Origin of the sequence: Burkholderia alba (assembly GCF_034721475.1) — a bacterium.
Lineage (GTDB): Bacteria > Pseudomonadota > Gammaproteobacteria > Burkholderiales > Burkholderiaceae > Burkholderia > Burkholderia alba.
In genome coordinates, this window is the sequence record NZ_JAWJWL010000004.1 from 43,979 (window position 1) to 57,820 (window position 13,842).

The window sequence follows — 13,842 nt, forward strand, 5'->3', positions numbered from 1 at the left end:
CGCGGCGCGGTGCTATTCTTGCGCTCGATTTCATTCGGATGCCCTTCTCCGTCGTGCTTTCATTCCTCCTGAAACTTCGCACCCGCGCGCAGACGCTGTTTCGCCTGTCCGACGCGCACACGATGCTCGTGTGGTCCGTCATCGTCGGCATCGGCGGCGCGTTCGCCACGGTGGCGTTCCGGGAAGGCATCGAACTGATGCAGCGCCTGCTGTCCGGCTCGAGCGGCAGCTTCGTCGACATGGCCAAGCGCCTGCCGTGGCACGTCCGCTTCTGGATGCCCGCCGCGGGCGGCTTCCTGGCGGGCTGCGTGCTGCTGATCGCGAAACGCGGCGCGGGCAAGGAAGGCAACACCGACTACATGGAGGCGGTCGCGCTCGGCGACGGCGTGGTGCCGGTCCGGCAAAGCATCTGGCGCAGCGTGTCGTCGCTGCTGACGATCGGCAGCGGCGGCTCGATCGGACGCGAAGGCCCGATGGTGCAGCTCGCCGCGCTCGCCGCGTCGCTGGTCGGCCGCTTCGCGCACTTCGATCCGCCCCGTCTGCGCCTGCTGGTCGCGTGCGGCGCGGCGGCCGGGATCACGTCCGCGTACAACGCGCCGATCGCGGGCGCGTTCTTCGTGTGCGAGATCGTGCTCGGCTCGATCGCGATGCAGAGCTTCGGGCCGGTGGTGGTCGCGTCGGTGGTCGCCAACATCACGATGCGCGAATTCGCCGGCTACAAGCCCCCCTACGAAATGCCGGTGTTTCCGCCCGTGACGGGGCTCGAAGTGCTGCTGTTCGTCGCGCTCGGCCTGCTGTGCGGCGCCGCCGCGCCGCAGTTCCTGCGGCTCCTCGATGTGTCGAAGGCGCAGTTCCGGCGGCTGCCCCTGCCGCTGCCGGTCCGGCTGGCGCTCGGCGGCCTGATCGTCGGCGTGATCTCGGTGTGGGTGCCCGACGTGTGGGGCAACGGCTACAGCGTGGTCAACGATATCCTGCATTCGCCGTGGACCTGGCAGGCGCTGGTCGCGGTGTTGGTGTTCAAGCTGCTCGCGACCGCCGCGACCGCCGGCTCCGGCGCGGTGGGCGGGATCTTCACGCCGACGCTGTTCGTCGGCGCGGTGTTCGGCTCGCTGTTCGGCTTCGCGATGCAGGCGCTGCTGCCCGGGCACACGTCGGCCGCCTACGCGTACGCGATGGTCGGGATGGGCGCGTTCCTCGCGGGCGCGACGCAGGCGCCGCTGATGGCGATCCTGATGATCTTCGAGATGACGCTCAGCTATCAGGTGGTGCTGCCGCTGATGGTGTCGTGCGTGGTCGCCTATTTCGCCGCGCGCGCGATCGGCAAGACGTCGATGTACGAGATCACGCTGCGGCGCCACGAGGACGAACAGGAGCGGATGCGGCTCAGGACGACCCAGATGCGCGAACTGATCCAGCCCGCGGCGACGGTCGTGCCGATGACGGCGAGCGTCGCCGACATGACGCGGGTGTTCCTCGAGTATCCGGTGAAGTATCTGTACGTGACGGACGACGCGGGCCGTTTTCGCGGCGCGGTCGCGCTGAAGGACATCACGTCGGATCTGCTCGACCGGCGCGACACCGCCCACAAGAGCGCGGCGAACTACCTGCACACGCCGTTTCCGCTGCTGACGCCGGACCTGCCGCTCGGCCAGGCGCTCGAACACTTCATGGCGTTTCAGGGAGAACGGCTGCCGGTGGTCGAGAGCCTCGCGGAGCCGACGCTCGCGGGGGTGGTCTACAAGACCTCGCTGCTCGACGCGTACCGGCGCATGAACGGCGACCGCTGAGCACGGCGCCAAACGCCGTCGCACGAGCCGGCCGCTACTCCGTGCGGCCGAGCACCACGCGGGCGAAAAATCCCGCCAGCACCGCTTCCGCCGCGGTGCTCGTCACCTGCTTCGGATCGACCGTGTGGTACGACAGCACGCCGTCGCACAAGCTCATCAAGCCCAGCGCAAGCACGTCGGCCGGCAACGGCAGCGGCGCGCCGGTGCGTTCGGCGAACATCTGGATGTAGTTCGCCATCTGTTCGCGCTTTTCCTGCAGGAAAGCGGTGAAGCGCTGGCGGAATTTCGCGTCGCGCGTCGCCTGCAGCTTCGCTTCCACCCACAGCAGGAACATGTGGTTGTTGCGGAACAGCTGGCTGTAGTACTCGAGGACGTTCGCCTCCATGTGCTCGCGCGTGCCGCCGCCGTCGAAGATCTGCTGCAACTCCGCCTGCACGGTGTCGTGATCGCGCTTCAGCAGCAGGAGCAGCAGTTCGGCCTTGCTGCTGAAGTTCGAATAGAACGCGCCGCGCGTATAGCCGGCGGCGGCGGCAATGTCCTCGACGCTCGCCGCCACATAGCCTTTCTTCATGAAAATCGACTGCGCAGCCTTCAGCAGACGCTCGCGCGTCAGATCCTTGCTTTGCTCCCGGGTCAAGCGCTTTGGTTTCATGGCGCGCAGTCTAGCATTTTTTCCATCACGGATTCATCTTTGCACTCAGATACAACACTGTATTAGAATCCAGGCGGGTTTTCGAAAGCCGGCCTGGCGATGTGCCTTCGTCGGGCGCGCTCAGTACGCGGCAAGCGCCGTCTGCTTGCCGGGTTCCGTCCTCTCCTCTTGTGGAGTCACCGTGAATCGTTCCGGTTCTCGCGTTGCCGTCGCTTTGGGCGCCGCGCTCGTCCTTGCCGCCTGTCATCAGAAAGAAACCGTCGCACCCACGCTGCGCCCCGTCGTCGCGCTGCCGGTCCACGCCGACGGCGCAACCGCCGCCGTGTCGCTGCCCGGCGAGATCCAGGCGCGCTATGCGACGCCGCTGTCGTTCCGGATTGCCGGCAAGCTCGTCGAGCGCAAGGTGCGTCTCGGCGACACCGTGAAGAAGGGCCAGGTCGTCGCGCTGCTCGACAGCTCGGACGTCGCGAAGAACGCGGCGAGCGCGCAGGCGCAGCTCGACGCCGCGTCGCACGGCCTCACGTTCGCTCGGCAGCAGCTCGACCGCGACCGCGCGCAGGCCCGCGAGAACCTGATCGCCGCCGCGCAGCTCGAACAGACCGAGAACACCTATGCGTCGGCGCTCGCGCAACGCGACCAGGCGACCCAGCAGCTCGCGCTCGCCCGCAACCAGCTCCAGTACGCGACGCTCGTCGCGGATCACGCCGGCTACATCACCGCCGAGCAGGCCGACACCGGGCAGAACCTCTCCGCCGGGCAGCCGGTGTACCAGCTCGCGTGGGCGGGCGACGTCGACGTCGTCAGCGACGTGCCGGAAAGCGCGCTGGCGCTGCTGAGCCCGGGCCACGCCGCCACCATTACGCTGCCGTCGCTGCCGGGCCGCGCCTTCAATGCGAAGGTCCGCGAAATCTCGCCGGCGGCCGACCCCCAGAGCCGCACCTACCGCGTCAAGCTGACGCTCGAGCGGCCCGACGACGCGGTGCGCCTCGGCATGACCGCCGATGTCGCGTTCGCGGGTGCCGCGCCGGCCGGCCAGACCGGCGCGGCGGCCTATACGCTGCCCGTCACCGCGCTCTTTCACGACGGCCAGGCGCCCGCGGTGTGGGTCGTGCGCGCGAAGGACGACACGCTCGAATTGCGCCGCGTCGCGGTCGCCCGCTACGACGAACGCACGATCACCGTTTCGCAGGGCCTGAGCGACGGGGAGCGCGTCGTGCTGCAAGGCGCGCATACCGTCAGCGCGGGCGAGAAGGTCCGCCCGGTCGCGCCGCTTCATCCGGAGGATGTCGCGTCATGAGCGCGGCCCGCGAAGAAGGACGCTTCAACCTGTCCGCGTGGGCGCTGCGCCACCAGGCGCTGGTCGTCTACCTGATCGTGCTGGCGACGGTCGCCGGCATCCTCGCGTACACGCGCCTCGCGCAGTCGGAGGATCCGCCGTTCACGTTCCGCGTGATGGTGATCCGCACGTTCTGGCCGGGCGCGACCGCGCGCCAGATGCAGGAGCAGGTCACCGATCGCATCGGCCGCAAGCTGCAGGAAACGCCCGCGATCGACTTCCTGCGCAGCTACTCGCGCCCCGGCGAATCGCTGCTGTTCTTCACGATGAAGGATTCGGCGCCCGTGAAGAACGTGCCCGAGACCTGGTACCAGATCCGCAAGAAGGTCGGCGACATCGCCGCAACGCTGCCGCCGGGCGTGCAGGGTCCGTTCTTCAACGACGAATTCGGCGACGTCTATACCAACATCTATACGCTCGAGGGCGACGGCTTCTCGCCCGCGCAGCTGCACGACTACGCGGACCAGCTGCGCACCGTCCTGCTGCGGGTGCCGGGCGTCGGCAAGGTCGATTACTTCGGCGATCCCGACCAGCGCATCTTCATCGAGGTCGACAACACCCGGCTGACCCGGCTCGGCATCTCGCCGCAGCAGCTCGCGCAGGCGATCAACGCGCAAAACGACGTGTCGTCGCCCGGCGTGCTGACGACCGCCGACGATCGCGTGTTCATCCGCCCGAGCGGCCAATACCGCAGCGTCGACGCGATCGCCGACACCCTGATCCGCATCAACGGCCGCACCTTCCGCCTGGGCGAGCTGGCGACCGTGAAGCGCGGCTACGACGACCCGCCCGTCACGCAGATGCGCGCGAACGGCCACGCGGTGCTCGGCATCGGCATCACGATGCAGCCGGGCGGCGACGTGATCCGCCTCGGCAAGGCGCTCGACGCGACGTCGCAGACGCTGCGGGCCGAACTGCCCGCCGGCCTCAAGCTGACCGAAGTGTCGAGCATGCCGCACGCGGTGTCGCATTCGGTCGACGACTTCCTCGAAGCCGTCGCCGAGGCGGTCGCGATCGTGCTGGTCGTGAGCCTGATCTCGCTCGGGCTGCGCACCGGGATGGTCGTGGTGATCTCGATCCCGGTCGTGCTCGCCGTCACCGCGCTGTTCATGTACCTGTTCGACATCGGGCTGCACAAGGTATCGCTCGGCACGCTCGTGCTCGCGCTCGGCCTGCTCGTCGACGACGCGATCATCGCGGTCGAGATGATGGCGGTGAAACTCGAGCAGGGTTACAGCCGCGCGCGCGCCGCCGCGTTCGCGTACACCAGCACGGCGTTCCCGATGCTGACCGGCACGCTCGTCACCGTGTCGGGCTTCCTGCCGATCGCGCTCGCGAAATCGAGCACCGGCGAATATACCCGTTCGATTTTCGAGGTGTCGGCGATCGCGCTGATCGCGTCGTGGTTCGCGGCCGTCGTGCTGATTCCGCTGCTGGGCTATCACCTGTTGCCCGAACGCAAGCATGCGCCGAAGGAAGGGGCGCCGCCGTCCGCCGCCGCCCACGCCGCGCCGCCCGACCACGTCCACGAGCACGATATCTACGACACCCGTTTCTATGGCCGCCTGCGCATCTGGATCTCCTGGTGCATCGAACGGCGCTTCGTCGTGCTGCTGATCACCGGCGCGCTGTTCGTCGTCGCGCTGGCCGGCTTCGCGCTGGTGCCGCAGCAGTTCTTCCCGAGTTCCGACCGCCCCGAACTGCTGGTCGACCTGCGCCTGCCGGAGGGCGCGTCGTTCAACGCCACGCTGCGCGAGACCCAGCGCCTCGAGAAGACGCTCGACAAGCGTCCGGAAATCGATCATCTGGTGAATTTCGTCGGCACCGGCGCGCCGCGCTTCTATCTGCCGCTCGACCAGCAACTGCCGCAGCCGAATTTCGCGCAGTTCGTGATCACCGCGAAATCCGTCGAGGCGCGCGAAAAGCTCGCGCGCTGGCTCGAAACGACGCTGCGCAACCAGTACCCGGCGGTGCGCTGGCGCCTGTCGCGTCTCGAGAACGGTCCACCCGTCGGCTATCCGGTGCAGTTCCGCGTGAGCGGCGACAGCATCGCGACCGTGCGCGCGATCGCCGAGAAGGTCGCGGCGACGATGCGCGACGACGCCCGGGCGGTCAACGTGCAGTTCGACTGGGACGAGCCGTCCGAGCGCTCGGTGCGCTTCGACGTCGATCAGCAGAAGGCGCGCGAGCTCAACGTGACGTCGCAGGACGTATCGAATTTCCTCGCGATGACGCTGTCAGGCTACACCGTCACGCAATACCGCGAACGCGACAAGCTGATCGCCGTCGATCTGCGTGCGCCGAAGGCGGACCGCGTCGATCCCGCCAGCCTGGCCGGCCTCGCGATGCCGACGCCGAACGGCCCGGTGCCGCTCGGCTCGATCGGCCGCTTCCACACCGATCTCGAATACGGCGTGATCTGGGAACGCGACCGGCAGCCGACCATCACCGTGCAATCCGACGTGCGCACCGGCGCCCAGGGCATCGACGTGACCCATGCGATCGACAAGTCGCTCGATGCGCTGCGCGCGCAGCTGCCGGTCGGCTATCGGATCGAGATCGGCGGCTCGGTCGAGGAAAGCGCGAAGGCGCAGGCCTCGATCAACGCGCAGATGCCGCTGATGGTGATCGCCGTGCTGACGCTGCTGATGATCCAGCTGCAAAGCTTCTCGCGGGTGCTGATGGTGGTGCTGACCGCCCCGCTCGGCCTGATCGGCGTGGTCGGCACGCTGCTGCTGTTCGGCCAGCCGTTCGGCTTCGTCGCGATGCTCGGCGTGATCGCGATGTTCGGGATCATCATGCGCAACTCGGTGATCCTGGTCGACCAGATCGAACAGGACATCGCCGTCGGTCATGGCCGCTTCGACGCGATCATCGGCGCGACCGTGCGGCGCTTCCGGCCGATCACGCTGACGGCCGCCGCCGCCGTCCTCGCGCTGATTCCGCTGCTGCGCTCGAACTTCTTCGGCCCGATGGCGACCGCGCTGATGGGCGGCATCACGAGCGCCACGGTGCTGACGCTGTTCTATCTGCCCGCGCTGTACGCGACGTGGTTCCGGGTGAAACCGGACGAACGCGATCCGCAGGCGCCGGCCGCCACGTCCACGGGAGCCTGACCATGCGCGATACGACTCTCCTGTTCCTGCCGGCCGCGCGCGCCGCTTGCGCGGCCGCCGCACTGGCCGCGCTGGCCGGCTGCTCGCTGTTCGCTCCGAGCGGCGCACCGCCCGTGCTGACCTCCCCCGCGCACTACGGCGCCGCGTCGCTGCCGGAGGCGACCGTCGCCGCGCAAGGCGTCGCGCAGCGCTTCGATGTCGGCGCGCAGCCCGTGCCCGACTGGTGGAAGCGGTACCGGTCCGACGCGCTCGACGCGCTGGTCGACGAGGGCCTGCGCAACAGCCCCACGCTCGCCGCGGCCGCCAAGAGCCTGACCGCCGCGCGCGAGCAGTTGCGCGCGCAGATCGGCGGCTCGCTGCTGCCGACCATCGACGCGGGCGGCCAGGCCACCCGCCAGCGCGCGCTCGGCGTCCCGTCGTTCGGCCCGAAGACGGTGCTGTACAACGTGTTCGCCGGCCAGTTGCAGGCGAACTACACGCTCGACCTGTTCGGCGCCGCGCGTTTCGCGAACCAGGCGCTGGCGAAGCGGGTCGACGTCAGCGCGTATCAGCTCGACTCCGCCCGCCGAGCGCTGGCGGCCAACATCGTGACCGCGGCGATCACCGCGGCCGCGCTGCACGAACAGGTCGACACGACCGAGCGGCTGGTCGCGCTCGCCGACCAGCAGGCCGACGACGCCGCGCGGCGCCACCGTCTGGGTGCGGCGTCCCACAGCGACATGCTGGGTGCGCAGCAAAGCGCCGCGTCGCTCGCCGCGAGCCTGCCGGCGCTGCGCCAGCAATGGCAGACGGCGCGCCACGCGCTCGCCGTGCTGCTCGGCCGCACGCCGGACCAGGCACCGCCCGATCTCGCGCTCGCCGATCTGCAGTTGCCGACCGAGGTACCGGTCGTCGTGCCGTCCGACCTGTTGCGCGCGCGGCCCGACATCCAGGCTGCCGACGCCGGGCTGAAAGCGGCCGCCGCCGAGGTAGGCGTCGCGACCGCGCAGCTGTTCCCGCAGATTTCGTTGTCGGCGTCGATGGGGCAAGCCGGCTTCAACTGGCCCGCGATGCTGTCGGGCGGCGGCGCGATCTGGAGCGTCGGCGCATCGCTGACGCAGCCGCTGTTCCACGGCGGCGCGCTGCTCGCGCAGCGCCGCGCGGCGAAGGCGACCTACGAGGCGGCCGTCGAACAGTACAAGCAGACCGTGCTCGGCGCGTTCCAGAACGTCGCCGATACGCTCGCGTCGCTCGACAACGACGCGCAGTCGCTCGACGCGTCGAATCGCGCGGCGCTCGCCGCGCGCGGCGTGTTCGACGACACCAGCGCGCGGGTGCGGCTCGGCGCGTTGCCGCCGTCGGCCGGACGCTCGAGCGAGCAGCAGTACCGCAACGCGCGCCTCGACGAGATCCGCTCGACGGGCACGCGGCTCGCCGATACCGCCCGGCTGTTCCAGGCGATGGGCACGCCGCCCGCCGGCGCGCAAGCCGACCCGCTCGCGCTGCCGTCCGCGTCCGCCCGCGCACCGGCGGCTTCATCGGGCGCGCAGGATTAGCGGTTGCCGGGCGAGCGGCCCCGCTCGCCCGTTTCCTCCCCTTCACCACCTCCTCGCCGCAATCGTCCCGATACCGCTTGACCCTCACGTAACGTAAGGTTCTACGCTTCATCATGCGTTCGAAACGGAGGGTGCCGATGCGGCTCAAGGTGGGAGAACTGGCGAAGCGCTGCGGGCTGACGGTCCGGACGCTGCACCACTACGACGACATCGGCCTGCTCAAACCGTCGGCGCGTTCCGATACCGGCTACCGGCTGTACGACCGTCACGACATCGCCCGGCTGCACCGGATCCAGGCGCTGCGTCGTTTCGGCCTCGCGCTGGCCGACATCGGAACCTACCTGGACGGACCCGGCACCTCGCTGGCGGCGCTCGTCGAGCGGCAGGTCCACGCGCTCGACCGGCAGATCCGCCAGGCCGCCCAGCTGCGCGATCGTCTGATGCGCCTGAACGCGGTCTTGCAGGACGGCAGCGAACCGGATCTGGCCGACTGGCTCACGACCCTGGAGATGATGACCGTGTACGACTCATACTTTTCTGAAGACGAACTCGCCCGCCTGCCGCTGTACCACCTCGACGAAGCACGAGAAGCCGAATGGGCGGCGCTCGTCGCCGACGTGAGCGCGCTGATGGCGCAGCGCGTGCCGCCGGAGAGCGACGCCGCGCAGGCGCTGTCGCTGCGCTGGATGACGATGCTCAAGCGCGACACCAATAACGATCCGCGCCTGCTCGCCAAGCTGAACCTGATGCACGTGCGCGAACCGTCGATGCAGCACCAGTCCGGCATCTCGCCCGAGCTGCTGGCTTACGTGCTGCGGGCGTTCTCCGAGACGAAACTCGTGATCTACGAGCAATACCTGACCGCGGACGAAATGCGTTTCACGCGCGCGCATTTCGGCCAGCACGCCTACGAATGGCCGCAGCTGATCGGCGAGGTACGCGACGCGATCGATCAGGGCGTGACGCCGGATGCCCCCCGGGCTCGCCAACTCGCGTCGCGCTGGCACGCGCTCTTCCGCGCGTTCGCGGGAGACGATCCCGACACGCACCGCAAGTTCCGCGACGCGCAGCTGCATGAGCCGGACCTGCTGATCGGCTCGTGGGTGGATGACGCCGTGGCCGACTTCATCCGCGCGGCGACCGCGCATCTCGCGCAATCGTCCTGATTCCGAAGCGAGCGCTGCCGCACCGGTAGCCGGTATCGCCAACGAAACTCGCGGGCAAAAAAAACCCGGCGCCGGATATCCCCGCGCCGGGTCTTCGCATGAAGCGGCGTTCGACTACAGCACTTCCGCCATCTTCTTCCGCTCCGCGCGCAGCATGAAGTAATTCGCGCCCAGCACGCCGATCGTCACCGCCGCGATGAACAGCGTCGCGAGCGCGTTCATTTCCGGATTCAGGCCGAGGCGCACCCGCGAGAACACGACGAGCGGCAAGGTCGTCGAGCCCGGGCCGGACAGGAACGCGGACAGCACCAGATCGTCGATCGACAGCGTGAACGACAGCAGCCAGCCGGAGATCAGCGCCTGCGAGATCAGCGGCAGCGTGATCGTGAAGAACACCTTGAGCGGCGTCGCGCCGAGATCGAGCGCGGCTTCTTCCAGCGAAGGGTTCAGCTCGCGCACGCGCGACTGCACGATGATCGCGACATACGAGATGCACAGCATCACGTGGCCGAGCCAGATCGTGAACACGCCGCGCTCCGCCGGCCAGCCGAACCACTTGCCCAGTTCGATGAACAGCAGCAGCAGCGAGATACCCTGGATCACCTCGGGAATCACGAGCGGCGCGTTGATCATGCCGCTATACAACGCGAAGCCGCGAAAGCGGCCCATCCGGGCCAGCACGAAGCCCGCCCAGGTGCCGATGAAGACCGACGCGAATGCCGTCATCATGCCGATCTTCAGCGACAGCCAGGCCGCCGCGATCAGCTCGGAATCCTGCACGAGCGCCGTGTACCAGCGGGTCGAAAACCCCGACCACACCGTCACCAGCGCCGACTCGTTGAACGAGTAGACGATCAGGCTGAGGATCGGGATGTAAAGGAACGCGAAGCCGAGCGCGAGTGCCGCGAACTGCAAATAACGATTCGGCTTCATCGGCGGCGGCCCTCCAGTTCCTTCGCCTGGAAATGCTGGAACATCGCCATCGGCACGAGCAGCAGCAGCACCATCGCGCAGGTCACGGCCGACGCCATCGGCCAGTCCGCGTTGTTGAAGAACTCGTTCCACATCACGCGGCCGATCATCAGCGTGTTCGCGCCGCCGAGCAGTTCGGGAATCACGTACTCGCCCACCGCCGGAATAAACACCAGCAGGCAACCCGCGATGATGCCGTTCTTCGACAGCGGCAGCGTGATCTGCACGAACGCCTTCCACGGCTTCGCGCCGAGGTCGTACGCGGCTTCGAGCAGGCGCAGGTCCATTTTCACGAGGTGCGCGTACAGCGGCATCACGAGGAACGGCAGATACGAATACACCATGCCGATATAGACCGCGACGTTGGTCCGGTACAGCTCGATCGGCGTGCCGATGAGGCCCGTCCACAGCAGGAAGTGATTCAGCAGTCCGTTGTTCTTCAGGATGCCGATCCACGCGTACACCCGGATCAGGAACGAGGTCCAGAACGGCAGCATCACCGCCATCATCAGGATGTTGCGAGTCGCCGGATTCGAGCGCGCGATGTAGTACGCCATCGGATAGCCGAGCAGCAGGCACAGCAGCGTCGTGATCCCCGCGACCACCAGCGAATTCACGTAGGTCGCGAAATACAGGCTGTCGGTGAACAGGAACGCGTAGTGCTGCAGGTTCAGCGTGATCTGCAGCACGCCGTCGGTGAACTTGGTCAGCTCGGTGTACGGCGGAATGCCGAGCTCCAGCTCCGCGAAACTGATCTTGACGACCAGGATGAACGGCACCAGGAAGAACAGCAGCAGCCAGATGAACGGCCCGGCGACGACCGCCGAGCGGCCGGTCAGCCCGAGCTTGCGCACCGGCCATGCGAACAGGGAGGAAAGCGCGCTCATGACGTCAGCACCACGCCGGCCGCGGCGCTCCAGCGCACGTAGATCTCGTCGCCCCAGCCCGGCGAATCCATGTCCGCGATCGCGAGGCTCGACACGTTCGCGATCACCACCTTGCCGGAATCGAGCTTGACGTGATACAGCGAGTAGCCGCCGACATACGCGACGTTCGTGATCGCGCCGTGCGCCCAGTTGTACGCGCCTTCGGGCGGCTTGCGCGTGAGCGCGATCCGCTCGGGGCGCACCGAGACCGTGACCGGCATGCCGAGCGGACCGGAGATGCCGTGGTTCACGTACATCCGGCTCGGCAGGTCCGGCGTGTCGATGAACACGTGATCGGGCTCGTCCTCGACGACCGTGCCGTCGAACAGGTTAGTCGAACCGATGAACTCGGCGGAGAAGCGGCTGTTCGGGTATTCGTAGACTTCGAGCGGCGAGCCGATCTGCACGATCTCGCCCTCGCTCATCACCGCGAGGCGGCCCGCCATCGTCATCGCCTCTTCCTGGTCGTGGGTGACCATGATGCAGGTGACGCCCACTTTGTCGAGGATGTTGACCAGCTCGATCTGGGTGCGCTGGCGGATCTGCTTGTCGAGCGCGGACATCGGCTCGTCGAGCAGCAGCAGCTTCGGCCGCTTGACCAGCGAGCGCGCGAGCGCGACGCGCTGCTGCTGGCCGCCCGACAGCTGGTGCGGCTTGCGGCTCGCGTAGCGGCCCATCTGCACCAGCTCCAGCGCGGCGCGCACGCGCTCCTTCAGCTCGGTCTTCGGCACGCCTTCCTGCTTGAGGCCGAACGCGACATTAGACTCGACCGACATGTGCGGGAACAGCGCGTACGACTGGAACATCATGTTCACCGGCCGCTTGTACGGCGGCAGCTGCGCGAGATCCTCGCCGTCGATCAGGATCTTGCCCGACGTGATCGACTCGAGTCCGGCCAGCATCCGCAGCAGCGTGGACTTGCCGCATCCCGAGCTGCCGAGCAGCGCGAACAGTTCGCCCTTGCGCACGGAAAGATTGACCTGGCGCACCGCCGTGGTCTCGCCGAACTGCTTGACGACATCGACGATCTGGACAAAATTCTCGGCGCGCGCTTCGGCGCCGGACGGAGACGGGTTGGACGGCACGCCCGCGACCGGCGCGCTCGACTGGCTATTCATAATCTGCTGCTTCACTCCTGCGTTTGACGAACAAAGCCCCCGGGGTTGCCAGGGGCTTCATGAACGGATGCGATGCGCTGCGGCTCCCGCGTCAGCGTCCGGACTTGAGCTCAGTCCACAGACGCGTCTGCAGACGCTGAATCTCCGGCGGCAGCGGTTTCAGCAGGAACAGCGTCTTGACGACGTCGGGCGGCGGGTACACGGCCGGGTCGTTCGCGACGTCCGGGCGCACGTACTTGCGCGCCTCGAGGTTCGCGCTCGGGTAGTACACCGCGTTCGTGATCGCCGCGTGGACTTTCGGATCCTCGATGTAGTTGATCCACTCGAGGGCCGCTTCCTTGTTCTTCGCGTCCTTCGGAATCGCCATCACGTCGAACCAGACGCCCGCGCCGCCCTTCGGCACGTAGTACTCGACCTTGTACGGCTTCTTCGCTTCCATCGCGCGATGCTTCGCGATCACGACGTCGCCCGACCAGCCGAACGCGAAGCAGATGTCGCCGCCGACCAGGTCGTTGATGTAGCCCGACGAGTTGAACTGGGTGATGTACGGACGGATCTTTTTCAGCACCTGCATCGCGGCTTGGTAGTCGGCCGGGTTCGTGCTCATCGGATCCTTGCCGATGTAGTGAAGCGCGGCGGCGAACATCTGGTCGGGCGCATCGAGCACCGACACGCCGCAGGTCTTCAGCTTGGAGAGGTTTTCCGGCTTGAACAGGATGTCCCAGTTGTCGAGCGGCACCTTGCCGAGGATCTGCTGGGCCTTGTTCACGTTGTAGGCGAGGCCCGTCGTGCCGTACGCCCAGGGCACCACGTACTTGTTGCCCGGATCGGCGCCCGCGACGAGCGCCATCAGTTGCGGATCGAGGTACTTGAGGTTCGGCAGCTTCGACTTGTCGAGCGGCGCGAAGATGCCGGCCGCGATCTGCTTGCCGGCATAGTTGCTGGTCGGCACCACGATGTCGTAGCCCGAGTTGCCGGTCAGCAGCTTCGCCTGCAGCGTGTCGTCGCTGTCGTAGTTGTCGTAGCGGACCTTGACGCCGCTCTGCTTCTCGAAGTTCGGGATCGTGTCCTTCGCAATGTAGTCCGACCAGTTGTAGACATTGAGCTGCGTATCCTTCGCTGCCGCCGCCGATGCGCCCACGCACAGCGCGAGCGCCGCGAACCGGCCCGCCACCTTTGCTTTCATCCCGTTCTCCCGTCCGGCCGGATCCCGTCCGGCGTCGTCTGCCTGTCA

Annotated in this window: 10 protein-coding genes; 5 read left to right on the top strand and 5 right to left on the bottom strand. The window is 67.6% G+C overall.

Translation table 11 applies throughout. The features are described from left to right. The first annotated feature begins 53 nt into the window (after positions 1 to 53). Positions 54 to 1,787: a ClcB-like voltage-gated chloride channel protein gene (locus RZR99_RS05235; RefSeq protein ID WP_323118942.1), complete on the top strand. Its 1,734-nt coding sequence runs from the start codon at positions 54 to 56 to the stop codon at positions 1,785 to 1,787. Between the two features lie 34 nt (positions 1,788 to 1,821). On the opposite strand, the gene RZR99_RS05240 is transcribed toward RZR99_RS05235, so the two are convergent. Next, positions 1,822 to 2,439 (bottom strand): TetR/AcrR family transcriptional regulator, encoded by a 618-nt coding sequence (locus RZR99_RS05240; protein ID WP_323118680.1) that lies wholly within the window; start codon positions 2,437 to 2,439, stop codon positions 1,822 to 1,824. Positions 2,440 to 2,620: 181 nt separating this feature from the next. On the opposite strand from RZR99_RS05240, the gene RZR99_RS05245 reads away from it, so the two are divergent. The 4 genes from RZR99_RS05245 (at position 2,621) to RZR99_RS05260 (ending at position 9,592) form a co-directional block, all read left to right on the top strand. Continuing rightward, a complete protein-coding gene (locus tag RZR99_RS05245) occupies positions 2,621 to 3,736 on the top strand; it encodes an efflux RND transporter periplasmic adaptor subunit (RefSeq protein ID WP_323118681.1) in 1,116 nt (371 codons plus the stop codon). After that, the gene (locus RZR99_RS05250) at positions 3,733 to 6,891 is read left to right on the top strand and encodes an efflux RND transporter permease subunit (RefSeq protein WP_323118682.1); all 3,159 of its coding nucleotides are present in this window, start codon (positions 3,733 to 3,735) and stop codon (positions 6,889 to 6,891) included. Before RZR99_RS05245 ends, RZR99_RS05250 begins: the two co-directional genes overlap by 4 nt. Before the next feature lie 2 nt (positions 6,892 to 6,893). Continuing rightward, positions 6,894 to 8,426 (top strand): efflux transporter outer membrane subunit, encoded by a 1,533-nt coding sequence (locus RZR99_RS05255; protein WP_323118683.1) that lies wholly within the window; start codon positions 6,894 to 6,896, stop codon positions 8,424 to 8,426. Positions 8,427 to 8,563: 137 nt separating this feature from the next. After that, positions 8,564 to 9,592, top strand: a complete 1,029-nt coding sequence (locus RZR99_RS05260) for a MerR family transcriptional regulator (RefSeq protein WP_323118684.1) — start codon at positions 8,564 to 8,566, stop codon at positions 9,590 to 9,592. Positions 9,593 to 9,706: 114 nt separating this feature from the next. On the opposite strand, the gene RZR99_RS05265 is transcribed toward RZR99_RS05260, so the two are convergent. The 4 genes from RZR99_RS05265 to RZR99_RS05280 form a co-directional block, all read right to left on the bottom strand. Further along, entirely contained in the window at positions 9,707 to 10,525 is an 819-nt protein-coding gene (locus RZR99_RS05265; protein WP_323118685.1) for an ABC transporter permease subunit, read from the bottom strand. After that, positions 10,522 to 11,451, bottom strand: a complete 930-nt coding sequence (locus RZR99_RS05270) for an ABC transporter permease subunit (protein ID WP_323118686.1) — start codon at positions 11,449 to 11,451, stop codon at positions 10,522 to 10,524. The genes RZR99_RS05265 and RZR99_RS05270 overlap by 4 nt, the downstream gene beginning before the upstream one ends. Then, the gene (locus RZR99_RS05275) at positions 11,448 to 12,608 is read right to left on the bottom strand and encodes an ABC transporter ATP-binding protein (protein WP_323118687.1); all 1,161 of its coding nucleotides are present in this window, start codon (positions 12,606 to 12,608) and stop codon (positions 11,448 to 11,450) included. The genes RZR99_RS05270 and RZR99_RS05275 overlap by 4 nt, the downstream gene beginning before the upstream one ends. A gap of 91 nt (positions 12,609 to 12,699) precedes the next feature. Beyond that, positions 12,700 to 13,794, bottom strand: coding sequence for a polyamine ABC transporter substrate-binding protein (locus RZR99_RS05280; protein ID WP_323118688.1), 1,095 nt, complete (start codon positions 13,792 to 13,794; stop codon positions 12,700 to 12,702). Between the last annotated feature and the right edge of the window lie 48 nt (positions 13,795 to 13,842).